Annotated in this window: 27 protein-coding genes; 17 read left to right on the top strand and 10 right to left on the bottom strand. The window is 71.5% G+C overall.

The features are described 5' to 3' along the window. The first annotated feature begins 102 nt into the window (after positions 1-102). The 5 genes from ACZ6WH_RS03360 to ACZ6WH_RS03340 all read left to right on the top strand — a co-directional run bounded on the left by ACZ6WH_RS03360 (position 103) and on the right by ACZ6WH_RS03340 (position 7,127). A complete protein-coding gene (locus tag ACZ6WH_RS03360) occupies positions 103-1,392 on the top strand; it encodes an ABC transporter substrate-binding protein (protein ID WP_469725608.1) in 1,290 nt (429 codons plus the stop codon). Between the two features lie 34 nt (positions 1,393-1,426). Continuing rightward, complete coding sequence (locus ACZ6WH_RS03355; RefSeq protein ID WP_362211092.1) at positions 1,427-2,392, top strand: carbohydrate ABC transporter permease; 966 nt, start codon at positions 1,427-1,429, stop codon at positions 2,390-2,392. After that, positions 2,389-3,318 carry a carbohydrate ABC transporter permease gene (locus tag ACZ6WH_RS03350; RefSeq protein WP_469725607.1) on the top strand — a complete coding sequence of 310 codons (930 nt, stop codon included), beginning with the start codon at positions 2,389-2,391 and terminating at the stop codon, positions 3,316-3,318. The genes ACZ6WH_RS03355 and ACZ6WH_RS03350 overlap by 4 nt, the downstream gene beginning before the upstream one ends. Further along, the gene (locus tag ACZ6WH_RS03345; protein ID WP_469725605.1) at positions 3,315-4,838 is read left to right on the top strand and encodes a GH1 family beta-glucosidase; all 1,524 of its coding nucleotides are present in this window, start codon (positions 3,315-3,317) and stop codon (positions 4,836-4,838) included. The genes ACZ6WH_RS03350 and ACZ6WH_RS03345 overlap by 4 nt, the downstream gene beginning before the upstream one ends. Before the next feature lie 183 nt (positions 4,839-5,021). Next, the gene (locus tag ACZ6WH_RS03340; RefSeq protein WP_469725603.1) at positions 5,022-7,127 is read left to right on the top strand and encodes an ATP-binding protein; all 2,106 of its coding nucleotides are present in this window, start codon (positions 5,022-5,024) and stop codon (positions 7,125-7,127) included. Here the strand turns inward: ACZ6WH_RS03340 and ACZ6WH_RS03335 are convergent. The 3 genes from ACZ6WH_RS03335 to ACZ6WH_RS03325 form a co-directional block, all read right to left on the bottom strand. Next, complete coding sequence (locus tag ACZ6WH_RS03335) at positions 7,069-7,302, bottom strand: hypothetical protein (RefSeq protein WP_361551385.1); 234 nt, start codon at positions 7,300-7,302, stop codon at positions 7,069-7,071. The genes ACZ6WH_RS03340 and ACZ6WH_RS03335 overlap by 59 nt on opposite strands. Before the next feature lie 26 nt (positions 7,303-7,328). Beyond that, the gene (locus tag ACZ6WH_RS03330; RefSeq protein WP_432849893.1) at positions 7,329-8,009 is read right to left on the bottom strand and encodes a TNT domain-containing protein; all 681 of its coding nucleotides are present in this window, start codon (positions 8,007-8,009) and stop codon (positions 7,329-7,331) included. A 275-nt stretch (positions 8,010-8,284) separates the two neighbouring features. Then, positions 8,285-8,644, bottom strand: a complete 360-nt coding sequence (locus ACZ6WH_RS03325) for a hypothetical protein (RefSeq protein ID WP_469725602.1) — start codon at positions 8,642-8,644, stop codon at positions 8,285-8,287. Between the two features lie 280 nt (positions 8,645-8,924). Between ACZ6WH_RS03325 and ACZ6WH_RS03320 the strand changes: the two genes are divergently transcribed. Next, positions 8,925-9,002, top strand: a complete 78-nt coding sequence (locus ACZ6WH_RS03320) for a 50S ribosomal protein bL37 (RefSeq protein WP_370443954.1) — start codon at positions 8,925-8,927, stop codon at positions 9,000-9,002. Between the two features lie 113 nt (positions 9,003-9,115). On the opposite strand, the gene ACZ6WH_RS03315 is transcribed toward ACZ6WH_RS03320, so the two are convergent. After that, positions 9,116-9,523, bottom strand: a complete 408-nt coding sequence (locus ACZ6WH_RS03315; RefSeq protein ID WP_469725601.1) for a DUF3224 domain-containing protein — start codon at positions 9,521-9,523, stop codon at positions 9,116-9,118. 103 nt (positions 9,524-9,626) lie between these two features. Between ACZ6WH_RS03315 and ACZ6WH_RS03310 the strand changes: the two genes are divergently transcribed. Further along, a complete protein-coding gene (locus ACZ6WH_RS03310) occupies positions 9,627-10,601 on the top strand; it encodes a helix-turn-helix transcriptional regulator (RefSeq protein ID WP_469725599.1) in 975 nt (324 codons plus the stop codon). 20 nt (positions 10,602-10,621) lie between these two features. On the opposite strand, the gene ACZ6WH_RS03305 is transcribed toward ACZ6WH_RS03310, so the two are convergent. After that, positions 10,622-11,191: a TetR family transcriptional regulator gene (locus ACZ6WH_RS03305; RefSeq protein ID WP_469725597.1), complete on the bottom strand. Its 570-nt coding sequence runs from the start codon at positions 11,189-11,191 to the stop codon at positions 10,622-10,624. A gap of 93 nt (positions 11,192-11,284) precedes the next feature. Between ACZ6WH_RS03305 and ACZ6WH_RS03300 the strand changes: the two genes are divergently transcribed. Beyond that, the gene (locus ACZ6WH_RS03300; protein WP_469725595.1) at positions 11,285-12,502 is read left to right on the top strand and encodes an FAD-dependent monooxygenase; all 1,218 of its coding nucleotides are present in this window, start codon (positions 11,285-11,287) and stop codon (positions 12,500-12,502) included. 113 nt (positions 12,503-12,615) lie between these two features. Here ACZ6WH_RS03300 and ACZ6WH_RS03295 read toward each other — a convergent pair whose 3' ends face one another. Continuing rightward, a complete protein-coding gene (locus ACZ6WH_RS03295) occupies positions 12,616-12,837 on the bottom strand; it encodes a hypothetical protein (protein ID WP_361551406.1) in 222 nt (73 codons plus the stop codon). A gap of 113 nt (positions 12,838-12,950) precedes the next feature. Continuing rightward, complete coding sequence (locus ACZ6WH_RS03290) at positions 12,951-13,853, bottom strand: helix-turn-helix transcriptional regulator (protein WP_469725593.1); 903 nt, start codon at positions 13,851-13,853, stop codon at positions 12,951-12,953. 99 nt (positions 13,854-13,952) lie between these two features. Here ACZ6WH_RS03290 and ACZ6WH_RS03285 point away from each other — a divergent pair, with 99 nt between their 5' ends. The 3 genes from ACZ6WH_RS03285 (at position 13,953) to ACZ6WH_RS03275 (ending at position 16,305) form a co-directional block, all read left to right on the top strand. Further along, on the top strand, positions 13,953-14,531 hold the full coding sequence (locus ACZ6WH_RS03285) for a non-oxidative hydroxyarylic acid decarboxylases subunit B (RefSeq protein ID WP_469725591.1): 579 nt from the start codon (positions 13,953-13,955) through the stop codon (positions 14,529-14,531). 41 nt (positions 14,532-14,572) lie between these two features. Then, complete coding sequence (locus tag ACZ6WH_RS03280; RefSeq protein WP_469725589.1) at positions 14,573-15,997, top strand: non-oxidative hydroxyarylic acid decarboxylases subunit C; 1,425 nt, start codon at positions 14,573-14,575, stop codon at positions 15,995-15,997. Between the two features lie 80 nt (positions 15,998-16,077). Next, positions 16,078-16,305: a non-oxidative hydroxyarylic acid decarboxylases subunit D gene (locus ACZ6WH_RS03275; protein WP_469725587.1), complete on the top strand. Its 228-nt coding sequence runs from the start codon at positions 16,078-16,080 to the stop codon at positions 16,303-16,305. Positions 16,306-16,377: 72 nt separating this feature from the next. Here the strand turns inward: ACZ6WH_RS03275 and ACZ6WH_RS03270 are convergent, their stop codons facing one another. Further along, on the bottom strand, positions 16,378-16,623 hold the full coding sequence (locus tag ACZ6WH_RS03270) for a hypothetical protein (protein WP_361551419.1): 246 nt from the start codon (positions 16,621-16,623) through the stop codon (positions 16,378-16,380). Between the two features lie 134 nt (positions 16,624-16,757). Further along, positions 16,758-17,150 (bottom strand): hypothetical protein, encoded by a 393-nt coding sequence (locus ACZ6WH_RS03265; protein WP_469725586.1) that lies wholly within the window; start codon positions 17,148-17,150, stop codon positions 16,758-16,760. A 276-nt stretch (positions 17,151-17,426) separates the two neighbouring features. Here ACZ6WH_RS03265 and ACZ6WH_RS03260 point away from each other — a divergent pair, with 276 nt between their 5' ends. The 4 genes from ACZ6WH_RS03260 (at position 17,427) to ACZ6WH_RS03245 (ending at position 20,686) form a co-directional block, all read left to right on the top strand. Then, positions 17,427-18,242 (top strand): SDR family NAD(P)-dependent oxidoreductase, encoded by an 816-nt coding sequence (locus ACZ6WH_RS03260; RefSeq protein WP_469725585.1) that lies wholly within the window; start codon positions 17,427-17,429, stop codon positions 18,240-18,242. A 146-nt stretch (positions 18,243-18,388) separates the two neighbouring features. Continuing rightward, positions 18,389-18,793, top strand: a complete 405-nt coding sequence (locus ACZ6WH_RS03255; RefSeq protein WP_469725583.1) for a nitroreductase family deazaflavin-dependent oxidoreductase — start codon at positions 18,389-18,391, stop codon at positions 18,791-18,793. 127 nt (positions 18,794-18,920) lie between these two features. Beyond that, positions 18,921-19,253 carry a DUF3140 domain-containing protein gene (locus ACZ6WH_RS03250; protein WP_399715973.1) on the top strand — a complete coding sequence of 111 codons (333 nt, stop codon included), beginning with the start codon at positions 18,921-18,923 and terminating at the stop codon, positions 19,251-19,253. 179 nt (positions 19,254-19,432) lie between these two features. Next, positions 19,433-20,686, top strand: a complete 1,254-nt coding sequence (locus tag ACZ6WH_RS03245) for an alginate lyase family protein (protein ID WP_469725582.1) — start codon at positions 19,433-19,435, stop codon at positions 20,684-20,686. 146 nt (positions 20,687-20,832) lie between these two features. On the opposite strand, the gene ACZ6WH_RS03240 is transcribed toward ACZ6WH_RS03245, so the two are convergent. After that, the gene (locus ACZ6WH_RS03240; RefSeq protein ID WP_469725581.1) at positions 20,833-21,777 is read right to left on the bottom strand and encodes a LysR family transcriptional regulator; all 945 of its coding nucleotides are present in this window, start codon (positions 21,775-21,777) and stop codon (positions 20,833-20,835) included. A gap of 150 nt (positions 21,778-21,927) precedes the next feature. Here ACZ6WH_RS03240 and ACZ6WH_RS03235 point away from each other — a divergent pair, with 150 nt between their 5' ends. Both ACZ6WH_RS03235 and ACZ6WH_RS03230 read left to right on the top strand, forming a co-directional pair. After that, a complete protein-coding gene (locus ACZ6WH_RS03235; RefSeq protein WP_469725580.1) occupies positions 21,928-22,644 on the top strand; it encodes a CatB-related O-acetyltransferase in 717 nt (238 codons plus the stop codon). Positions 22,645-22,948: 304 nt separating this feature from the next. Continuing rightward, the gene (locus tag ACZ6WH_RS03230; protein ID WP_432849917.1) at positions 22,949-24,442 is read left to right on the top strand and encodes an amino acid permease; all 1,494 of its coding nucleotides are present in this window, start codon (positions 22,949-22,951) and stop codon (positions 24,440-24,442) included. The last annotated feature ends 33 nt before the right edge of the window (positions 24,443-24,475 follow it).

Here is a 24,475-nt window from a genome sequence, read left to right as displayed (position 1 = left end):
AACATCAGTGGGCACGTTCCCAGTCCCGCACTTCTGCGAATGGGAACGTACCCACTTCCATATGAACCCGGGAGGGGACCGACGGTGAGCGTTCGGAAAACGATGACAAAGAGATCCCTGGCCGCGGTCGCGGCCGTCGCCGCGCTGGGCCTGGTCGCGGGCTGCGGCGGCAGCGACGGGGGCACCGGCGGCGGCGTGAAGGACGGCAAGGTCACCATCACCATGGGCCTGTACGGCGTCATGGGCTTCAAGGAGACCGGCCTGCTGGAGCGCTACGAGCGGGAGCACCCGAACGTCACCATCAAGGCCGAGATAGCCGGCGACGAGCAGACGTACTACACCGCCCTGCAGACCCACCTCGCCGCGGGCAGCGGCCTCAAGGACATCCAGGGCGTCGAGGTCCTGCGCGCCAAGGAGATCGTGGACACCCGCGCCGACAAGTTCGCCGACCTCGCCAAGGTGCCCGGAACCGGTCATTTCCTGCCGTGGAAACAGAACCAGGTCACCGCGGCGGACAAGAAGGTCATCGGCCTGGGCACCGACATCGGCCCGATGGCCGTCTGCTACCGCAAGGACATGTTCGCCAAGGCGGGACTGCCCACCGACCGCGAGAAGGTCGCCGCGCTGTGGGCGGGCGACTGGTCGAAGTACGTCGATGTCGGACGGAAGTTCAAGTCCGGCTACAAGGGCGACGGCGTGGCTTTCACCGACAGCTCCAGCGGTCTGTTCAACGCCATGATCTACGGCAGCTCCCAGCAGTTCTACGACACCAAGGGCAAGCTGATCTACCAGGACAACCCGGTCGTCACCGACGCCTGGAAGCTGGCCTCCGAAGCCGGCTCCTCGGGGCTGACCGCCAAGCTCCGGCAGTTCCAGCCGGGCTGGGACCCGGGCCTGGCCAACAGTACCTTCGCCACCACGGTGTGCCCGGCCTGGATGCTGGCCCACATCAGCGAGAAGGCAGGACCGCAGAACAAGGGCAAGTGGGACGTGGCCAAGGCCCCCAAGGGCGCCAACTGGGGCGGTTCCTTCCTCGGCGTCATGGAGCAGAGCCCGGTGAAGGAGGAGGCGAAGAAGCTGGTCGCCTGGCTCACGGCCCCGGAGCAGCAGGCGTTCCTCTTCGAGAAGCTCGGCAACTTCCCGTCCTCGGAGAAGGCCCTGAAGGCGCCCGAGGTGGCCGACGCGAAGTCGGACTACTTCAGCGGCGCGCCCATCGGCCAGATCTTCGGCGACGCGGCCCGGGAGATCCCCGACAAGCAGGTGCTGGGCCGCAAGGACGGCACGATCAAGGACATCTTCTCGCAGGGCCTGTCGCTCATCGAGGCCCAGGGCAAGAGCCCCGACGCGGCCTGGAAGGACACCGAAGAGCGCATCAAGAAGGCCACCGGCTGACCGCCGGGCACCCGACCGACACAGGAGGACCCCGGTGGCCCTGCAGACCTTCCGGCGGAGTACGTTCTGGCACCGGCTGGACGTGCGCGGCGCTCCGTACGCCTTCGTCGCCCCGTTCTTCGTCGTCTTCGCCGCCTTCAGCTTCTACCCCCTGCTCTACACCGCGTGGATCTCGCTGCACCGGGTGGAGCTGTCCTCCATGGACCTCATGGAGTGGGTGGGCTTCGACAACTACGTGGCGCTGTGGGAGGACGACCGCTTCTGGAACGCGCTCGCCAACACCTTCACGCTCGGCGTGGTCTCCACCGTCCCGCAGCTGCTGATGGCGCTGGGGCTGGCGCATCTGCTCCACTACCGGCTGCGCGGCTCGGTCTTCTTCCGGGTCGCGGCGCTGACGCCGTACGCGACGTCGGTGGGCGCCGCCGCGCTGGTCTTCACCATGCTCTTCGAGCGCGACTTCGGGATGATCAACTGGCTGCTGGGGCTGGTCGGTCTGGACCCGGTCAACTGGGAGAACGACAAGTGGGCAGCCCAGCTCGCCATCTCCGCGATCGTCATCTGGCGCTGGACGGGATACAACGCGCTGCTGTACCTGGCGGCGATGCAGGCAGTACCGGGGGAACGGTACGAGGCCGCCGCCCTGGACGGAGCCTCGCGCTGGCAGCAGTTCCGTATGGTCACGATCCCCGGCATCCGGTCCACCGTCGTCTTCACCATCGTGCTGTCCACGATCGGCGCGACGCAGCTGTTCGGTGAACCGCTGATCTTCGGCCAGGGGCCGAACGGCATCACGGGCGGCGCCGACAACCAGTACCAGACCCTGGGCCTGCTGCTGTACGAGGAGGGCTGGAAGAACTACCAGATGGGGCGCGCCGCGACCATCGCCTGGGCGATGTTCCTGCTGCTGATCCTGATCTTCGTCGTCCAGCGCGTCGTCCGGCGCCTCACCCAACGCCCGGCCGGTGCCCGGCGCGTCCTGTCCAGGAGCGGCCAGTCATGACCACCGACAGTCTCCAGGTCCCGGCGGCGGAACGGCGTCCGGCCGCACCATCGGACCGTACGCGTCCGTCCGCCCGCCGCCGGCTGTCCCTGCGGCCGGGCGCCGGGCGCCAGCACCACGCCGGGCCCGTCGCCTACGTACTGCTCGGCCTTGCCACCGTGGCGTCGCTGTTCCCGCTGTACTGGACGATGGTGGCGGCGTCCAGCGACAACAGCCGGGTCTCCCGTACCCCGCCGCCGTTCCTGCCGGGCCCGCACCTCTTCGAGAACCTGGGCAAGGCGTGGCAGGACGCGGCGCTGGGCAAGGCCATGACGAACAGTCTGATCGTGGCGGGTGTCATCGCGCTGTCGACCGTGCTGTTCGCGACCCTTGCCGGCTTCGCCTTCGCCAAGCTCCGCTTCCGGGGCCGCAACATCCTGCTCATGCTCGTCATCGGCACGATGATGGTGCCGCCGCAGCTGGGCGTGGTGCCACTGTTCATGATGATGAGCGAGCTGGGCTGGGGGCAGCAGCTGCCGGCGGTCATCTTCCCCACCCTGGTCAGCGCGGTCGGCGTGTTCTTCATGCGGCAGTACCTGGCCGAGGCGCTGCCCGACGAACTGGTCGAGGCGGGCCGGGTGGACGGCGCGCACTCGCTCCGCATCTTCTGGAGCGTCGTGCTGCCGATCGCCCGCCCCGCCATGGCGGTCCTCTTCATGATCACTTTCGTGCATGCGTGGAACGACTTCTTCTGGCCGTTCATCGCGCTGGACATGACCAACCCGACCGTCCCGGTCGCCCTGACCCAGCTGAGCGCGGGTTACGTCCGTGACCAGTCGCTGATCATGGCGGGCGCGCTGCTCGGGACGCTGCCCCTGCTGGCGATGTTCGTCGTCTTCGGCCGCCAGATCGTGGGCGGCATCATGCAGGGCGCGGTGAAGGGATGACCCCCGGCCCGCTGACCGCTTCCCGCGCCTCATCCGCTCCGCCTCCGGAAAGGACTCCCTTGACCACCGCATCGCACACCGTGGCCACCGCCCCGCAGCCCACTGCCGCCCGCGCATTCCCGCCCGGCTTTCTCTGGGGCACGGCCACCGCCGCGTACCAGATCGAGGGCGCGGCGGCCGAGGACGGCCGGACGCCCTCCATCTGGGACACCTTCGCGCGCACCCCGGGCAAGGTGCGCAACGGTGACACCGGTGACATCGCCACGGACCACTACCACCGCTGGCGCGAGGACGTTGCCCTGATGGCCGACCTGGGCGTGGGCGCGTACCGCTTCTCGCTGGCCTGGCCCCGCGTCCAGCCCACCGGGCGCGGCCCGGCCGTGCAGAAGGGCCTGGACTTCTACCGCAGGCTGACCGACGAGTTGCTGGAGAAGGGCATCCAGCCGGTCGCCACGCTGTACCACTGGGATCTGCCGCAGGAGCTGGAGGACGCGGGCGGCTGGCCGGAACGGGCCACCACCGACCGGTTCGCGGAGTACGCGGCGCTGGCCGTCGAGGCGCTCGGCGACCGGGTCCGCACCTGGACCACGCTCAACGAACCGTGGTGCAGCGCCTTTCTCGGCCACGCCTCCGGGGTGCACGCGCCCGGCCGTACCGACCCGGTGGCCGCGCTGCGCGCCGCGCACCACCTCAATCTCGCGCACGGCAAGGCGGTTCAGGCGCTGCGCGCGGGGCTGCCCGCCGAGGCGGACGTCTCGATCACGCTCAACATCCACCAGGTTCGGGCCCGCACCGACAGCCCGCAGGACGTGGACGCGGCGCGCCGCATCGACGCCCTCGCCAACCGGGTGTTCACGGGCCCGCTGCTGACCGGCGCCTACCCCGCCGACCTGCTGGACGACACGGCGCGGCTCACCGACTGGTCCTTCGTGCGGGACGGCGACACCGCGACGATCCGCCGGCCACTGGACTTCCTGGGCGTCAACTACTACACACCGACGCTGGTGTCCGCGGCGGACGCCGAGGCTCCCGACCACTCCTTCGACGGCCACGGCGCCAGCGGGCACAGCCCGTGGCCGGCCGCCGACGACGTGGTCTTCCACCGGCCGCCGGGGCGTACGACACCGATGGGCTGGGCCGTCGATCCCAGCGGCCTGTACGACCTGCTGCTGCGGCTCAAGGCGGACGTGCCGGACCTGCCGCTGATGATCACCGAGAACGGCACGGCGGGCGACGACTACATCGACCCCAGCGGTGCGGTGCACGACCCGGACCGGATCGCGTACCTGCACGGCCATCTGTCGGCCGTGCACCGCGCGATCGCGGACGGCGTGGACGTCCGCGGCTACTTCCTGTGGTCGCTGCTGGACAACTTCGAGTGGGGATACGGCTACAGCAAGCGCTTCGGCGCTGTGTACGTGGACTACCCGACCGGGCGGCGCATCCCGAAGGACAGCGCACACTGGTACGCGGACGTGGCCCGCGCGAACGCCCTGCCGGAGCCCGACCCCGAGCCGTAGCCCGGCACCCCCGGAAAAAGAGTGGAGCGCAGACCATCCTTCCACGCCTGAGCAGCGGGCCGCGGCCGAAGTGACCAAACTCCCCGTAGGTGACACGGTGTGCTGCTAACACCGAGTCACCTACGGGCGGGGGACGCGGCAGGACCTGGAAGGGGATGGCCGAAAGTGATGGAAGAGCGGCGGGTGGGGAACCTGCCGGCGGAGCTGGACCGGCTGGTCGGACGACGGGCGGAGCTGGCCCGGCTGGGACGGTGGATCGGGCGGTCGCGGCTGGTGACCGTGACAGGGGTGGGCGGGGTCGGCAAGACCCGGCTGGCGCGGCGGGCCGCCGGTGAGGTGCAGCCGCGCTTCCCGGACGGGGCGTGGTGGGTGGAGCTGTCCCCGTTGAGCGAGGGCCGGCTCCTGCCGTACGCGATCGCCGAGGCGTTGCCGCTGGTCGATCAGTCCACCCGCCCGATGCTGGACGTGGTGGCCGAGTACCTGGCCGGCCGGGAGACCCTGCTGGTGTGGGACACCTGCGAACATCTCGTCGGGGAGTGCCGGGACGCGGCGGCGACGCTGCTGACCGTCGCACCGGGTCTGCGGATCCTGACGACCAGCCGCCGCCCGCTCGGCCTGCCCGCCGAAGAAGTGCTCACCCTCGATCCGCTGCCGGTCCCGGGGGACGACGACGAGGCGGCGGACGCGGTGGTACTGCTGGCCGACCGGGCCGCCGAAGCGGTACCGGGGTTCACCGTCAGCGACGCCAACCGGCCCGGTCTCGCGGCGTTGTGCCGCCGCCTGGAGGGGCTGCCCCTCGCCCTGGAGCTGGCCGCCGCCCGCCTGCGCGAGATGCCGCTGGCCGAGCTGAATCAGCGGCTGGACGACCGCTACGCACTCCTCGGCGACACCGAGGGCACGACGCACCCGGCGGATCCCCCGTGGCACCAGGCGCTGCGCACCGCGATCGGCTGGAGCCACCAGCTGTGCACGCCCGCCGAGCGGCTGGCCTGGGCGCGGCTGTCGGTGTTCGCCGGTGCCTTCGACGCCGAGGCGGCGGCCCGGGTGCTGGCCGATGAGCGGCTGTCGGCCAAGGAGGTTCCCCGCCTCCTCGCCGCACTGGTGGAGGGCTCGATCGTGGAGTGGGTCCCCACCGGCGACGGGGAGCGGTACCGGATGCTGGACACCATCCGCGAGTTCGGTGCCCACTGGCTGCACGAACTCGGCGAGGAGGGGACGGTGCGCCGCCGCCACCGCGACCACTTCCTGGACCTGAGCCGGGCCGCCGACGCCGGCTGGATCGGGCCCGACCAGCTCCTCTGGCGCGACCGGGCGGTCGCCGAGCACACCAACCTGCGCGCCGCCCTCGACTTCTGCCTCGCCGAACGGGACGCGGACGGCGCGCTGGGGCTCGGCGGGGCGCTGTGGTTCCTCTGGTCGGCCTGCGGATTCGCCAAGGAGGGACGGCACTACCTGGACCGGGCGCTGGCCCTGAGCACCTCCCCCGGACCGGTGCGGGCCAAGGCCCTGTGGTCCTGCGGCCGCGCCGCGATCATCCTGGGCGAGGCGGAGACCGGCCTGCGGCTCACCGAGGCCTTCCGCGAGGCCGTGGCCGGGGACCTGGACGAGACACATGTGTTCGCCGCCGCCTTCCTGGAGGGCGGCAGTCTCACGATGCTGGGCAGGCAGCGGCAGGCCGCCGAGGCGCTGGACGCGGTGCCGCGAGCCCGGCCCGGCACCGGGCAGTACGACGCGGAGTGGTTCGCGGTGCGGATCGCCCGGGCCTTCGTCCATGTGCACGACGGTCAGTTCGCCGAGGCCATGGCGGTCGCCGAGGAGATGAACGCCGAGTGCGCCCGGTGCGGCGACACCTGGGCGCTGGCGTACGGCGACTACGTGCGTGCCCTGGCCGCGCTGGGGCTGGGGCGGCCGGAGGAGGCCGCGGCACACGCGCGTACCGCCCTCGACGGCAAGCGGCGGCTGCGGGACAGCCTCGGCATCGCGCTGATCGTCGACGTGCTCGCCAGTGCGGCCGTCGCTTCCGGGCTCGCGGAGACCGCCGCCCGGTTCCTCGGCATCGCCGAGCAGGTCTGGCACTCGCTCGGCAGCCCCCGGATGGGTTCGCCCGAGCTCGCCGCCGCTCGCGAGGCGTGCGAGGACCGGGCCCGCAGCCTCCTCGGGGACGACGCCTACCGGGCGGCCTTCCACTCCGGCCACGACAGCGACCTGGACACCGGCATCACCTATGCCCTCACGTCAGGAGGGCCAGCAGGTGGGCACAGGCGGCCGCTTCGTCCGGGTGGCGGGTGAGGGGCTCGTACGTGCCGCGCTCGTAGCCGCCGGTCTCCCACGCCCCGTCCGGCGTCCTGCGCAGGTACAGGAAGTCGGGGGGCGTGGGGGCCGGCTCGTGGACGCCCTCGATGCGGTAGTGGCCGTCGGCGACGCCGGCCGCGCGCAGCGCGGACCGCAGTTCCTGCCGGTCCATGGCGTCCTCCCTGCTGTCCGCGCCGGTCAGGCGTCGGCGCGCGTGAGGTACTTGTGGTCCACCAGCCACTTCACGTTGAGCCGCTGGCCCTCGCCCGGGTTCAGGAAGACCGCGTCCAGCTTGATCTGCTGGCCGCCGCCCGGCTGCTCGAACCAGGGTGCGATGCTGCCCTGCCACACCCAGAACGGCTTGATCACCTTGTACGTGTGGTAGTCGCACGGCGAGGCCGGCTCGCGGGTGTTGAGGTTCTGCGGGGGCAGCGCGCGCTCGGCGTAGGAATCGCCGGCCGGTGCCAGGTAGCCGCCGAACTCCGATCCGAAGCGGTCCAGCCGCTGGCCGGTGCGCAGCTTCTCGGGTTCCTTGTCCACCTCGCCGTTGACCTCGGCGAACCCGTCGTTGGGCGGGTACTTCCAGCTGCCCGAGTCCGCCGGGCCCTCCCAGTACTTCTTCAGGAAGGCACTGGGCGAGAGGGAGCCGGTCCGCTGGTAGCCCTTCAGCAGCGGGCCGACCGGCGCCAGCCGCTTGTTCGGCAGCCACTGGGGGCCGAGCCGCGCGTCCCCCTGGAACTTCCCGGTGCAGGGCTGCGGCCGGGCGGCAGCGGCCGCGGGGCGCTCCTCCTGCTGCTGCGGAGCGGCGCTCGCGGCAGGGGCCGCCGCCAGCCCGGCGGCCAGGCCGAGCGCGGCGAGCACGGTACGAAGACGGTTCACTGAGGGCTCTCCTTGTGCGGACCTCGTGCGTACTGAAGGCGTGCGGCGCCGCCGGTGTGCGGGGTCGCGCACCGCCATACGCTGCTGATATGCCATCAGCTCTGGGCGTTCCGCACGGTAACCGCTCGATCACGAAGGGCGGTAGCGGGCCGCGCCGATTTCCAGCCACCCGCAGGTGGGCACAGGCGTGCGGCAGGGGGCCGCCGTCCGGTCGGCCCCCTGCCGCGGGTGCTCTTCAGTTCGTACGGGCGTTCCCGGCCGGACCCGGAGAGCCGTCAGAGGCCCAGCAGGCCCAGGCCCAGGAGGCCACCCTTTTCGCCGCCGCCGAGGAGGCCGCCTTGGCCCTTCTGCGGCGTTTGGCCCTTGGCCGCGCCCTGCGGCGGCTGGCCCGGCATGCCGCCCGGCTGGAGGCCCGGCTGCGCGGGCTGCTGCTCGCCGGGGAAGGCACCCTGTGGCTGGGGCTGCGGGTCACCCGGAAGGCTCGCCGGGCCGTTGACGGGGTCCTCGTCGCCGGGGTCGGCGGCCTGGACGGTGCCGGCGGCGGACGCCGGCGCGTAGGCGGCGGCCACGGGGGCGCCGAAGAGGACGATCATGGAGGCGGCGGCTGCCGCACCTGCCGCGAGTCGGGTACGCACGGTGCTCTCTCCCTCGCATCATGGATGTGACGTGACCGTCCTTCCGCGCGAGGGCCCGGTGCTAACGGAGCTTCACCCGACTACCGGGGGCAGGGTCACTGAATCGCACGGTGTCCGAGGTGGCGGCGGGTCGTTGAGCCACGCGGGTGCGTGAGGTGGTTCACGGGAACGAGGGGGCGTTGCGCGAGCGGGGCCGGGTACGAGGCCCCGAGATCGCCGAGCGGGATACCGGTATGAAAGGGTGGAATCTCGGCGAAAGCAACGCGAGAAAGGAGCCGTCATGTCGTCCAAGCGCCGCCGCAAGAAGAAGGCACGTCGCAAGAACGGTGCCAACCACGGCAGCCGTCCCCAGTCCTGAAGGACCGGACGTCTACAGGAAGGCCGGCGGTGCCCATGGCCCGCCGGCCTCCTGCCCCCTCAGAGCCTCGCCTCACGCCACACTCACACGAGTGAATTCCGTGGCGGCCGGTGTCAGTCCAGCTCGTAGTCGAAGGTGTACGGAACGGCCGGCTCGCCGTGTACGGCGGTGAAGGCCCCGGCCCCCCGCAGCCCGGCCAGCTCGCCGGTGCCGGTTCCCGGCACCACCTCGAACGTGCAGCGCACGGTCCCGTCGGCGCCGAAGGACCCGTGCTCCGCCACGACGAAGGCGCCCGCGCGACCGTCGAGACTGCCGGTCAGCAGTTCCATGCCGGTGAACGTCCCGGTCTTCTCCGTCCCGTAGACGATGGTGTATTCGCAGGTCGTCCCGGCTGCTTCGATGCCGCCGGTGAAGGAGTTGGCGACGGAGGCGTGCGCGAGTTTCGGGTGGGCCTCGCCCGGACCGACGGTGCGCTCCGTCCAGTCGGCGTAGGTGAAGTGGCCGGAGGTCTGTACGGGCATGGCCGCCCTCTCGATCGGTCGCACGGTTCGTTCCGCGCGGTGTGCGACCAGCCTGGCGGCAGTACCTGACATCTTCTGTCAGGTACATACGACAATGAGGTCCATGCGTGCCGACCGCCTGCTCTCGCTGCTCCTGCTGCTCCAGAACCGCGGGCGGATGACGGCGCCCGAGCTCGCCGCCGAGCTGGAGGTCTCCGTTCGTACCGTCTACCGGGACATCGAGGCGCTCGGCGCGTCGGGCGTCCCGGTGTGCGCCGACCGCGGACCGGCCGGGGGCTACCGCCTGGTGGACGGGTACCGCACGCGGCTGACCGGGCTCACCGACGCCGAGGCCGACTCGCTCTTCCTCGCCGGGGCACCCGGGCCCGCACGCGAGCTGGGGCTCGGTGCCGTACTGGCCACCGCCCAGCTGAAGCTGCGGGCCGCCCTGCCGGCCGGCCCCGCCGATCGCGCGCGGCGTGTCCAGGAGCGGTTCCATCTCGACGCGCCCGGCTGGTTCCGGGACGCCGACCCCGTCCCGCACCTGACCGAGGTGGCACGCGCGGTGTGGGAACAGCGGGTGCTGCACGTGCACTACCGGCGGTGGGGCGGCGAGGACCGCCGGGCGGTGCTGCACCCGCTGGGTCTCGTGCTCAAGAGCGGGATCTGGTACTTGGTGGCGCTGGCGGACGGCACACCGCGCACCTACCGGATCGCGCGGCTCCGCTCGGCGGACGTCACCGACCAGTCCTTCGAACGGCCCGACGGGTTCGACCTGGCCGCCCACTGGGCGGAGTCCTCCCGCCGACTGGAGAGCGCACTGCACAAGGGCACCGCCCGGCTGCGGATCTCGCCCCGCGCCCAGCGGCTGCTCCCCATGCAGTTCGGCGCGGCGGGCACCCGCGCGCTGGAGACGGCAGGGCCGCCCGACGACGAGGGGTGGGTGCGGGTGGAGATGCCGGTCGAGACGGAGGCCGTCGCGGTCGCCGACCTGTTGCGGCTCGGCACGGAGGCGGAGGTGCTCGGCCCGCCCGAACTGCGCGCCGCCGTGGCCCGGACCGTCACCGAACTGGCGCGGCGGTACGCGGACGCCCCCTGACCACGGCCCGCCGACGGGGCTCAGCGGGCCGGGCTCGTGGCGTCCTCGATGAGCCGGTGCGCCGCGGCGTCGATGCGGGCGGTGTCGCCGGTGACCAGGCGGTCCTGGCACAGACCGCGCAGGCCGGAGACCAGGAGGGTGGCCCGGACCCTGGCGTCCCCCTCGTCGTAACCGAGCCGGGCGTACGCGGCGGCGATCGGGCCCACCATGACCTCGACGGCGTCGGCGGCCAGCGCGCCGTACGGCTCCGGCTGCGTGGTGGCCAGGCTGAGCAGCTGGAGCAGCATGCGGACCAGCCCGCGCTGTCTGCCGACGGTGATGGCTTCCCACAGTTCGCGGGCGGCGGTGTGCAGCCCGGCCGCGTCGTGGACGGGGCCGAACATGGCCTCGGCGTCGGGCCGGCTGGCCGCGAGGGCCTGCGCGAGGAGGTTCTCGCGGCTGCCGAAGTAGTAGAGCAGCATGCGCTTGCTGGTGCCCACCGCCTCGGCGAGCGGGCTCAGGGAGAGGCCCGCCAGCCCATGGTGTTCGAGGTGGCTCACCACCTTGTCCAGCAGTTCGGTCCGTTTTCCGGGATCAGTCGCACGAGGCACCCTCTTGACTGTACCGATCGGTACACCTAAGGTCCAACGCATTCCATTGATGTACCGATCGGTACATCAAAGAGGCGAGACGAGGAGGCAGGGATGGGCGCAAGCGGCCCGAACATCGCGATCGTGGGTGCCGGAATCGGCGGGCTCACCCTGGCCCTCGCCCTGCGCGCCCGCGGCATCGACGCCGAAATCCATGAGCAGGCAACGGCGTTGCGGGAGGTGGGCGCGGCGGTGGCGCTCTCGGCCAACGCCACCCGGCTGCTCGCCCGGCTCGGCCTGGACGCGCGGTTGACCGCGGCCGGAGCCGAGCCGACCGAGCTGGTCCACCGGCACTGGAAGGACGGCCGCCGGATCGCCGCGCACCCGGTCGGCGCCGCGTACCGCGACCGGTTCGGCGGGCCCTACCTGGGCGTGCACCGCGCGGCGTTCCAGCGCGTCCTGGGCGACGCCTGGGGCAGCGAGCGGCTGCACCTCGGCACCGCGGTCAGCGGCGTGACCGAGGACGCCGCAGGCGGGGACGGGGTGCGCCTGGAGTTCGCCGACGGCCGCAGCACCCGGGCCGACCTGGTCGTCGGTGCGGACGGCGTGCACTCCGCCGTGCGGCGCCGGGTCACGGACGAGGACGTGACCGCGTACTCCGGCACCAGCGGCTTCCGCGGCCTCGTACCGGCCGGGGCGATGCCGTCCTTGCCCGGCCCCGGCGCCATCCAGTTCTGGATGGGCCCCGGCGCGCACGTGCTGCACTACCCCATCGACAGCGAAGGCACGGTCAACTTCCTCGCGGTGGTGGAGGGGCCGGACCGGTGGACCGAGGACAGTTGGCGGGCCGAGGCCGCGCCCGGAGAGCTGCTGGCCGCGTTCGAGGGCTGGCACCCGGCGATCATCGAGATGCTGTCGGGCGCGCCGCAGAGCGCCCGGTGGGGGCTGTTCGGGCAGACGCCCCTGCGGCGGTGGAGCCGCGGGCGTGCGGTGCTGCTCGGGGACGCGGCGCACGCGATGCTGCCGCACCACGGGCAGGGCGCCAACCAGACCATCGAGGACGCGGTGACGCTGGCTGACTGCCTGGCCGAGGCACGGACGGCCGGCGGGTCCGACGCGTACGACGTGGCGCTGCGGAGGTACGAGCGGCTCCGCCGGGTGCGTACCCGGCAGGTGCAGCGCAGCTCCTGGGTCACCTCCGGCCTCCTGCACCTGCCCGACGGGCCGGCGGCCGAGCGGCGGGACCGGAAGCTGGCCACGGTCCCGGCGGACTTCGGGTGGATCCACGCCCATGACGCACAGCGGGCGGCGGCGGACGCCGCTGCGTCCTGACGCACTGTCACCACACGGGCCGAGGGGCCCTGAACGCACAAGCGGCGGTGCCGCACCCGCATCGGTGCGGCACCGCCACCGGTCCGCGACGGTTCAGCCGTCGCGCGGGCCGGTCAGTGCATGGACAGGGCGTGGTCCATCCAGTAGGCGGCGGCCTCGGAGTTGCCCACAGTGGTGACGCCGTCGTGCCCACCGACGTTGGTGTAGCTGCCCGCGGAACCGCTCATCATGCCGCCGCCGTCACCGTTGTGCGCGGAGGCGACGCCGCTCATCGGAACGATGGCGGCCGAGGCGATGGCGAGGGCCGCGGCGGTGCGAGCGAAGGTCTTGCGCATGTCATACCTCTTCAGGTAGGTGGGTTGATCGCCCCCATGCTTCACCTCCGGCTCGCCTCAGGAGGGACGACGCTCGGGCAATTGCCCCTGATGGCCGACCGAGGTCCATCAGGTCACCGAGTCGTCGGATTTTCACCCGATACCACCGACCGGGTCATACCGCGCGCCACTGCCCGGAAGTGCTGCGGCGTGCGGCCGTCCCGCTTGCGGAAGAACTTCGAGAAATCGCCGGGCTCCCGGAACCCCAGCCGGCGGGAGATGTCGGCCCCCGAGGCGTCGGTGTGCACCAGCAGGCGCTTGGCCTCCAGGAGGATGCGCGCGTCGAGGTACTGCTTCGCGGTCAGCCCGGTGGCGGCCAGCGAGGCGCGGGTGAGGGTGCGGGTGTTGTAGCCCAGCGCGTCCGCGTAGTCGGCCACACGGTGGGTGTCGGCGAAGTCTCGCTCCACGGCGGCGTGGAAGTGCGCGAAGGTGCCGCCGGGCCGGTGCGCTGCGGGAGTCTCCGGGCGGGCGTGGGCGAGCCGCAGCAGCAGCACGGTCAGCAGCAGGCGCAGCGCCTCGATGTGCGCCGGCAGGGGGATGGACGCCAGGTCGGCGTACTCGTGGGTGAGGTGGCGCAGGGCGAGCCGGGTGGCGCGGACGTGCGGCCCTTCCGGCACGAACGGCGCCTGCTCGAAGGGTGCCTCGGCGTCGGCGAAGCCGGGCTGCCAGATGACGATGGTGCCGCGCGCCGCCGCCAGGTCCTCGGCGACGTACTGGTGGACCTGGCCCGGCCGGATCCACAGCCAGCTGCCGGGGCCCAGCGCGTACTCCGAGAAGTCCACGGTGTGCCGCAGGGTGCCGGAGCCGACGTGGATCAGGTGGTGGAAGCCGGGTCGCTGGGGCCTCGTGAGGTCGATGCCGCGGCGGTGGCCGCGCGCCCGCAGTTCGGCGAAGTCGAGGACGTCCATGCCCAGAGGAGCACCGAGAGAGGGCCGGTAGGCGACGTCCGTGATCGAGAGCTGTCCGTTTTTCCCCATACCGAGTCCGTAGCGTGCCGCTGCTTTCCGCTTACCTCCTCCTACGGTCGCAGAAGAGGCAGCGATGAGCCGGAAGCTGCCGGAGAGCAGAGGTGTGACGTGCGGCTGATCGTCGGAATGACGGGTGCGACCGGGGCGGTCTTCGGGATCCGGGTGCTGGAGCACCTGGCCGAGCTGCCGGAGGTGGAGACCCATCTCGTACTGAGCCGCTGGGCCCGGTCCACGATCGAGCTGGAGACCGGGCGGAGCGCCCGGGAGGTCGCCGGGCTGGCCGATGTGGTGCACAGCCCCGAGGACCAGGGCGCGTCGATCTCCTCCGGCTCGTTCCGGACCGACGGAATGATCATCGTGCCCTGCTCGATGAAGACGCTCGCCGGAATCCGGGCCGGTTACGCCGACGGGCTGGTCGGCCGCGCCGCGGACGTCGTGCTCAAGGAGCGCCGCAGGCTGCTGGTCGTCCCGCGGGAGACGCCGCTCAGCGAGATCCATCTGGAGAACATGCTGGCGCTGGCCCGGATGGGCGTGCAGATCGTGCCGCCGATGCCCGCCTTCTACAACCACCCCGCCTCGGTCGACGACATCGTCGACCACATCACGGCCCGGGTGATCGACCAGTTCGACCTGCCGGCGCCGGCCGCGAAGCGGTGGGAGGGCATGCGCGCGGCCCGCGCCGCCTGACGCCCCGCCCCGCCCTCGCCCCCCTCATCACAGGAGTACCCATGCCCTACGACGACCTGCGCAGTTTCCTGACGACCCTCGACAAGGAGGGGCAGCTGCTGCACATCACCGACGAGGTGCTGCCCGAGCCGGATCTGGCCGCCGCCGCGAACGCGGCGGGCCGCATCGGCGAAGGCGCGCCCGCCCTGTACTTCGACAACGTCACGGGCTTCACCGACGCCCGCATCGCCCTGAACGTGCACGGTTCCTGGCGCAACCACGCCCTCGCGCTCGGCCTGCCCGCCGCCACCTCGGTCAAGGACCAGGTCGAGGAGTTCGCGCGCCGCTGGGACGCGTTCCCCGTCCCGCCCGAGCGCCGCGAGGACGCACCCTGGCGCGAGAACACGCGGGAGGGCGCGGACGTCGACCTCTTCGAGGTGCTGCCGCTCTTCCGCCTCAACGACGGGGACGGCGGCTTCTACCTCGACAAGGCCGCGGTCGTCTCACGCGACCCGGACGACCCGGACCACTTCGGCAAGCAGAACGTCGGCACGTACCGCCTGGAAGTGATCGGCCGCGACCGGCTCGCCATCCAGCCGGTGCCGGTGCATGACGTGGCGCTGCACCTCAAGGCCGCGGAGAGCCGCGACGAGGACCTGCCCATCGCGATCACGCTGGGGAACGACCCGGTGACGACGATCGTGGCCGGCATGCCGATGGGGTACGACCGTTCCGAGTACGAGATGGCCGGCGCGCTGCGCGGCGCGCCCGCGCCGATCGCCACCGCGCCGCTCACCGGCTTCGACGTCCCCTGGGGCTCGGAGGTCGTCATCGAGGGCGTGATCGAGGGCCGCAAGCGGCAGATCGAGGGGCCGTTCGGCGAGTTCACCGGCCACTACTCCGGCGGCCGCCGGATGCCCGTGGTCCGCATCGACCGCATCTCGTACCGTACGGACCCCGCCTTCGAGTCGCTGTACCTGGGCATGCCGTGGACCGAGGTGGACTACCTCGTCGGGCCGAACACCTGCGTACCGCTGCTGAAGCAGCTGCGCGCGGAGTTCCCGGAGGTGCAGGCGGTCAACGCCATGTACACGCACGGGCTGGCCGTGATCATCTCCACGAAGAAGCGGTACGGCGGCTTCGCCAAGGCGGTCGGCATGCGGGCGATGACGACGCCGCACGGCCTCGGCTACGTCGCCCAGGTCATCCTCGTCGACGAGGACGTGGACCCCTTCAACCTCCCGCAGGTGATGTGGGCGATGTCGTCGAAGGTGAACCCGAAGGACGACGTGGTCATCATCCCGAACCTGTCCGTCCTGGAGCTGGCCCCGGCCGCCACCCCGGCCGGCATCACCAGCAAGATGATCATTGACGCGACGACGCCGGTCTCGCCCGACAACCGCGGCAACTTCAGCACCCCGGTCCGCGACCTGCCGGAGACCAAGGAGTGGATCGGCCGGCTGACCTCGATGCTGGCGAAGCGCTGACGCGCGGCGCGCCCTGAAGCGACATCGCTTCATCGACTTACCCACTCATTGCCATAGAGATCTACAGACCTGGAATCCGCATGATCTGCCCCCGCTGTGCGCACGACGCGCTCGACACCCTCGCCCACTCCCCCGTCCCCGGTGTCTGGGACGTGCTCCAGTGCACCCGATGCCTCTACACCTGGCGCACCACCGAACCCGACCGCCGCACCCGGCGCGAGTCCTACCCGGAGCGGTTCCGCCTCACCCAGGAGGACATCGACCACGCCATCGAGGTCCCGGCGGTACCGCCGCTGAACGCCGGCTGAGCCTCCCCTGCACGCGTCCGGGCCCCGCTCTCCTCGTGAGGAGAGCGGGGCCCGGTCCGCGGCGGCGTCCGGTCAGTCGCCGTCGAAGGCGAGGTCCTCGCCCATGCCGGTCTCGATGTAGATCGAGTGCGTCCACTCGTGGCTGGCGTGCGAGCCGTGGTGCCCGGAGCCGCTCTTGTCGTGGTGCGTCTTCGTGACGATGATCCTGCTCTTCAGGAAGTCGTTGTCATCGTGCGCGGACGCGGCGCCGCCGGCGACCAGGACCAGCGCCGTTGCGGGGACTGCGACCGCTGCCAGGCGCAGCGCGGTGCGGATCATCCATACCTCCATCGATTGCCACGGGAAGAGGCGGTGTGCTCCCACCACCCCACGGGTCGATCAGTAGCCGAGTCGCCGGAGTGACACACGTGCTGCCACCCGAACGGCAGGCCCCCTCCCGTGGCTCCGCGGTGCTACGGCCGTACCTGGATCTCGCCGATGCCGGTGCCGATGCGGCCGCAGTGGGCCGTCGACCGGCCGGACCGCCCGGGGTCGAGCGTGACGTGCTCGCCGTCCACGTCGGGCGCCCAGCCGCAGACCAGGTGCACCCAGAAGGTCTGCCGGGCGCTGCCGTTGTTCCGGCAGAGGGCGTAGCCGGTGTACGCGTCGTTGGCGTGCTTGCCGGTGTCGCAGGACAGGCCGGGCGGGACCGCGGCGGCCGGTGCGCCGGCACGGGCCGGTGCGGGCTGCGAGACGGACGCGTAGGCGGTGGCGGGCCGGGAAGCGGTGGCGGCCGGGACGGCGAGCGCGGCCACCATGACGGCGGCGGCCGCCGTGGCCTTCATCCCTGTGGGCGTCAGCTTCATGGTCCCTCCTGGACGTTCTCGGCCGGCCCCCGGATGCCCGGAGCGGTGCGGGGTGCCGGTCGCATGCCGGCTATGACTCCCACCCGGCCGCCGGCCGAAAACCAGGGAGACCGTGACGCTGCGTGAGTGACGGCGGGGCGCGCACGCCATGGCGACGTGACACGGACAGGGCGCGGAGTAGTGTGTTCCGATTGCTCGCCGGACGCCGCCCTGAGCGCACGTCAGCTCGCCGGGCGGGTGCCGGAACGTATGCCGATCAGTGAAGGAGTGTCGGGGATGGGGACGACCGGAGCCGGAAGCGCGGGGCCGGGAACGGCGGTGGTGACCGGGGCCTCCTCGGGGATCGGCACCCGGTACGCCGAGCGGCTGGCCGAGGCCGGCCGGGACCTGGTGCTCGTGGCGCGGCGGGCGCAGCGGCTGGACGAGATCGCCGGCCGGCTGCGGGAATCGGCCGGGGTCGCCGTCGAGACGCTCGTCGCCGACCTGGGGGAACCGGAGGACCTGGCACGGACGGCCGAGCGGGTCGCGCGGGACGACGTGGCGCTGCTGGTGAACAACGCGGGCATCAACGGCTACGGGTACTTCACCGAGGTCGATCCGGCGCTGCTGACTCGGGTGCTGAACGTCAATGTCACGGCGCTGACGGTGCTGGCCAGGGCGGCCGTGCCCGGCATGCTGGCACGCGGCCGGGGCGCTGTGGTCAACGTCGCCTCGCGGCTGGCCTTCGCCGGTTCGCTGCCGCCGGACCCGCTCCCCCGGCGCGCCGTCTACGGCGGCACGAAGGGGTACGTCGTCACCTTCACCCGGACCCTCGCCGCCGAACTGGCGGACTCGCCGCTGCGCATCCAGGTGCTGTGTCCCGGACTCACCGCCACGGAGTTCCACCTGACGACGGGTGAGGAGTCGGTCGCGGGCCTTGCGCAGCAGGTTCACGCGGAGGGCGGTATGCCGGTGGACGAGGTGGTGACCGCCTCGCTGTCCGCACTGGAGCGCGGCGACGTGGTGTGCGTACCGGGCCTGGAGGATCCCGACGAGGCGCTGGAACGGCTGGTCGCCGCGGAGGTGGGGATGCGTGGCGTTCCCCGGCGCTGACCGCCGCCCGCCCGGACCGGGCCGCCCGGTGCGGTACGCGGCGCGGGACGCCGGCCCTGCGCGCCGCCGCCCGACGGAGGTGTGCCGCGGGCCCGGCGATGGCAGGTTTGCCCTGTCCCTTTTCGTCCGTACGAAGGAGCCGGCCGATGCTGTTCGGCAAGGAGCACGTGGAGCGGTACGTCGAGACCGATGGCGCGGAAGGACACGACTGGCAGGGCACCACGACGCTGATCCTCACCACCACCGGGCGGCGGAGCGGTGAGCGGCGCAGCACGCCGCTGATCTACCAGCGCTTCGGTGACGATCTGCTGGTGGTCGCGTCCAAGGGCGGCGCGGACACACCGCCCCTGTGGTACCTGAACCTCCGGGCGGACCCCGAGGTCGGGGTGCAGGTGAAGGGCGACCGTTTCACCGCCCGCGCCCGCACGGCGACGGCGGAGGAGAAGCCGGCGATGTGGCGGACGATGGCGGCGGCGTGGCCGCAGTACGACGAGTACCAGCAGAAGACCGACCGGGAGATCCCGGTGGTGGTGCTGGAACGTACCCCCTGAGCGGCCGCTTCCGGGGTGGCACACCGTCCGGGTGCAGCGGGTTTGCCCCGATCCGTCGTGGGATACCTGTGCGCGGACGTGCCGGGCGATCGTGCGCCCGGCGACCGCGAACCCGAGGAGGCATGTCGTGACAGCGCAGGTCAGCAACGAGTTGTGGGACACGTTCCACTCCGTCGTCAATATGACGTCGCGTGAGCTGCACGAGTGGCTGAGCGTCCAGGCCGCGGGGCAGGACGCCGAGGTGGTCCCCGACCAGGCCGGTGCGCCCATCGGCAGGCATGTGGCGGAGATCCTCGGCAAGCGCCGCACCGACCTCACCGAGAAGGACGCACAGGTCATGCGGCGGGTGTGCGAGATCGTGGAGAGCCAGCGCGCCGACCACCGCGACCCGCAGGCGGGCGGCGCCGACTGGCGGCACGGGCTGATGAACATCGGGCACGACCCGCTCAAGCCCGCCTGAGACCGGCGCCCGGGCCGACGTCGGGTCGGTCCGGGCACCGGCTGCGCGTGGGGGCGCAGCGCATGCGGGCGGTTCCGGTTCCCGGTGTTGACATGCATGGTTCAGACCTTTAGGTTCACCGACCATCGCGCCTGTCCATAGAGGCGACCACCGTTCACATACAAGGACGGAACCCCCACATGCCTGTGCAGAGACGCCCCCGCCACGCGGCACGTACCACCGGTACCGCGCTCCTCGCCGCCACCGCCCTCGTGGCCGCCCTCGCCACCTCGCTGGCCGGCGGCCCCGCAGCCGGCGCGGCCGAGGCTTCGCCTTCCGAACGCGCCAGGACCGCCGCGCCCGCCGCCTTCACGCACCCCGGCGTCCTGGTCTCCAGCGGCCAGCTCGACTTCGTACGGGAGAAGGTCAACTCCGGGGCCCAGCCCTGGAAGAGCGCCTACGACCAGATGAAGGCGAGCAAGTACGCCTCGCTGGACCGCACGCCCAAGCCCCGCGCCATAGTGGAGTGCGGCTCCTACTCCGATCCCAACTACGGCTGCACCGACGAGCGTGAGGACGCGATCGCCGCGTACACCGACGCGCTGATCTGGTACATCAGCCGGGACGAGCGGTACGCCAAGAAGGCGATCGAGCTCATGGACGCCTGGTCGGGCACGATCAAGGACCACACCAATTCCAACGCCCCGCTGCAGACGGGGTGGGCGGGCTCCTCCTGGCCGCGGGCCGCCGAGATCATCCGGTACAGCTACCAGGGCTGGGCGCAGGACAAGGTCGACCGCTTCGAGACCATGCTGCGCGACGTCTACCTGCCGAAGGTCATCAAGGGCTCGAACTCCAACGGCAACTGGGAACTGAGCATGATGGAGGCCGCCGTCGGCATCTCCGTCTTCCTCGACGACAAGGCGTCGTACGACAAGGCGATGACGAAGTTCCGCGGCCGGGTGCCGGCGTATGTGTACCTCAGCAGCGACGGTGAGCTGCCGAAGGCCGCGCCCGGCAGCGGGCTCGACACCCGCGACAAGATCATCAAATACTGGCAGGGCCAGTCCACGTTCGTGAACGGCCTCACCCAGGAGACCTGCCGCGACTTCACCCACACCGGCTACGGCATCTCCGCGATCTCGCACATCGCCGAGACCAGCCGCATCCAGGGCCAGGACCTCTACGGCACGGACGTCGGCGAACGGCTGCGGTACGCGCTGGGCTTCCAGGCCAAGTACGAGCTGGGCGAGGCGCCGCCGAGCTGGCTGTGCGGCGGCAGCATCAAGCGCGGCATGGGCCCGGTCACCGAGGTCGGTTTCAACGCACTGCACGGCCGGCTCGGCCAGGCCATGACCAACACCCAGAAGCTCACCGAGCAGGGCCGCCCGGCCGGCTCCAACAACCTCTTCGTCGCCTGGGAGACCCTCACGCACGCGGAGAACCCCCGATGAGGCGGGTCCCGCTGGGCGTCTCCCAGCAGCCGTGGGAATGCACGAAGGTCTTCGCGCGGTACGAGGGCTGAGCCGCACGGGCGGCGACGGGGCCGCCGGCCGGCGTGAGCGGCCGGCGGTTCCCGCTGCGGTCGGCGCGCGTCTCGCTACGTGCCGCGGCCCAGGACCGTGCGCACCGCGCGGCGCAGTGCGGCCACTATCGGCCGGTCGCGGTCCCGGGCCCGCCAGGCGAGCGCGGCGTGGCACGGCGCGAGATCCGTGACCTCGGTGTACGCCACGCCGTGCCGCTGGTAGAGCCAGCGGGCCGGCTCCGGCGGGAGCTGGATGCCCTCGCCGAGCGCGATGGCCGTGAGCGCGGGCTCGAACTCACCGACCTGATGGGCGGTGTAGCGGGCCGGTGTACCGTCGGGCCGCGGATCGACCGACCAGAAGTCCCGCCACACCTTGGGGATCTCCGGTGACCACCCGATGTGCCGGTGCCCGTCCAGCTGCTTGAGCTTGAGCGGGCCCGCGTCCGCCAGCGGATCGGAGGCGGCCAGGCACGCCACGCGGGGCATCTCGGCGAGCCGGTGGAGCTGGATGCCGGGCGGCACCGGCGGGAAGAGGAAGGCCGCGTCCACCCCGCCCGAGAGGACGGTGGCCGCGGAGTCGGCGAAGCTGGTCCGCGCGATCTCGACCTCTATGCCGGGGTGCCGCGCCTTCAGCTCCTCCAGTACGTCCGGGATGGGGTGGATGGAGGTGATGGCCTCGAAGGAGCCGATGACCACCCGGCCCGAGAGCGTACGGACGCGTTCCCCTGCGACCCGCCGCAGCCGGTCGGCGGCGACCACCATCGCCCTGATCTCCGGGAGCAGTTCGAGTCCGGACGGGGTCAGTCCCGCGGTGCGCGTGGTGCGGTCGACCAGGGTCAGGCCGAGGCGGCGCTCCAGCGAACGGATCTGCTGCGAGAAGGCGGGCTGGGTCATGAAGACCCGCTTCGCCGCCCGTCCGAAGTGCATCTCCTCGGCCAGCATCAGGAACAGTCTCAGCTGATGTGTGCTCGGATCCGTCGGTGCACTGCCTTGGGCCCGCAAGCCGGTGTCCCCCGCCATGGCGGCATGGTAACAATGCGCATCACACTGACTACGGAGTAACACCGGACCCTCGGAGCACCGGGTGCAAAAACCCCACACTCCGTCCACCCCCGCCCCACAACAAAATTCGAAAGCTCCGGCGCGGCCGCGCTGTTAGCGTCCGCGACCATGACCGACACCTTCAAGGACTTCACCCAGGTACAGCGCATCGACACCGATCCCGACGTGGCGGCACACCCGCTCATCGCACTGGAGGACGGCCGGCACAGTTGGTACAGCGGCTACCACCACCGGGACGGCTTCGCCGGACGACTGCGCTACGCGTTCGACGACCGTACGGAGTACGGAGCGAGCGGCATCCCCCTCGACCGGCTGCGGATCGGCAACTTCTGCCAGTTCGCCTCCGGCACCGCCTTCCTGCTGGGCGGCAATCACGGGCACGACACCCACCCCGACGCGGTCACCCCGTACGGCTTCAACTTCTTCCCGCACGAGCACGACGCCTGGGCGCCGGCCGGTGACACCGTCATCGGGCACGAGGTGTGGACCGGTTACGAGGCGGTCGTCCTGCCCGGCGTACGCGTCGGGACCGGCGCGATCATCGGGGCACGCGCCACCGTCTCCAAGGACGTCGCCCCCTACTCCGTCGTGGTGGGCGACAACAGGGTCGTGCGGCACCGCTTCGACCCGCTGCGCCGCAAGCTGCTGTGGCGGACCGGCTGGTGGAACTGGAGCGACGAGCGGATCGCGGAAGCGCTCCCACTGATCCAGGGACGGGACGTCGCGGCCCTCGCGCGATACGCCGGCATCGCCGCGGAGGACGTCGCCGACGACCCCGATCCGGCCGCCCTGACCGGCGAGGGCATCCTTTCGCACTGCCCCTGACCTGCACGTTTGTGCACGTGTCAAAACGGCCGGCGCGGAGGGTGTGACATCTGTACATGGTGAGCGGAGCAAATTCTTCCTAGCGTCTGCGTAACGCAAGATCGAACCCTCGTGGCCACCGGGTGACCCCCGGGGGCCCGGGGCCATCCCGGACGGCGGGCCCCGCGAGCCGGGCGTCCGCCCGCAGCGCGCCGCCGGCTCTCCGCCTCCCCCACGCGACGCACCCTCATCGCGACCTGCCGCACCCGCGGCGTTGCGCCCTGCCCCGCGCAGGGATGGAATCCCACCGAATGCCGAGGACCGTATGAGCACGCAACCGACGACCGACGTGGCGCCGCCGCCCCCCGCCCCCGGTGACGGCGGACGTCCTTCGGACGGCCTGCAGGCCGGGCTCAAGAACCGCCATCTGTCCATGATCGCGATCGGCGGAGTGATCGGCGCCGGTCTCTTCGTCGGCTCCGGCTCCGGCATCGCCGCCGCCGGCCCCGCCATCCTCCTGTCGTACGCGCTGGTCGGCGCGCTCGTGGTGTGCGTGATGCGGATGCTGGGCGAGATGGCCGCCGCCTATCCCAGCTCCGGTTCGTTCTCCGCGTACGCGGACCGGGCTCTCGGCCGCTGGGCCGGCTTCTCGATCGGCTGGCTCTACTGGTTCTTCTGGGTCGTGGTGCTCGCCGTCGAGGCGACGGCCGGCGCCAAGATCCTGGAGGGCTGGATACCGGCCGTGCCGCAGTGGGGCTGGGCCCTGATCGTGATGGTGGTGCTCACCGCGACGAACCTGGCGTCGGTCGCCTCGTACGGCGAGTTCGAGTTCTGGTTCGCCGGTATCAAGGTCGTCGCCATCGGCGCCTTCGTCGCGATCGGCCTGCTGGCCGTCTTCGGCGTGCTGCCCGGCGCGCACAGCGAGACCGCGGGCATCGCGAACCTCACCGGACACGGCGGATTCATGCCGAACGGCCCGGGATCGATCCTCACCGGCGTACTGATGGTGGTCTTCTCCTTCATGGGCAGCGAGATCGTCACCCTGGCCGCCGGCGAATCGGAGAACCCGCAGCGCGCGGTCACCAAGGCGACCAACAGCGTCATCTGGCGCATCGGTGTCTTCTACCTCGGCTCGATCTTCGTCGTGGTCAGCCTGCTGCCGTGGAACGACCCCTCGATCACCAAGGACGGCAGCTACGTCGCCGCCCTGAACTCGATCGGCATCCCGCACGCCGGTGAGGTCATGAACGTCATCGTGCTGACGGCGGTGCTCTCCTGCCTCAACTCCGGTCTCTACACCGCCTCCCGCATGGCCTTCTCGCTCGGCCGGCGGGGTGACGCGCCGAAGGCGTTCGCGCGGACCAGCGCCCGCGGCGTGCCGCGTGCCGCGATCCTCTCCTCCGTCCTCTTCGGCTTCGTCGCGGTGTTCTTCAACTACAAGTGGCCGGACACCGTCTTCGCCTTCCTGCTGAACTCCTCCGGCGCCGTCGCCCTGTTCGTGTGGCTGGTCATCGCCTTCGCGCAGCTGCGGATGCGCGCGATGATCCTGCGCGACGACCCGTCGAAGCTGGTCGTACGGATGTGGCTCTTCCCGTACCTGACCTGGGCGACGATCGGGATGATCTCCTTCGTGCTGGTCTACATGCTCACCGACCCGGACGGCCGGCAGCAGGTCACCCTGTCGCTCCTGGCCGCCGCCGTGGTGGTGGGCATCGCCCTGGTACGGGACCGGCTGCGGGCGGGGAAGGCGACCGCACTGCCCGCCGACGGGGTGCGCGATTCAGCGGAGGGCGAAGAAAGCCTTCCGACAGGCTCGTAACCAATATTGCTGGTGACGTGGTGGGCCCATCCG

This window comes from Streptomyces sp. NPDC050806 (genome assembly GCF_055586425.1).
The sequence above is the reverse complement of the archived record's forward strand: the minus strand, read 5'-3'. Positions and strand labels throughout refer to the sequence as shown.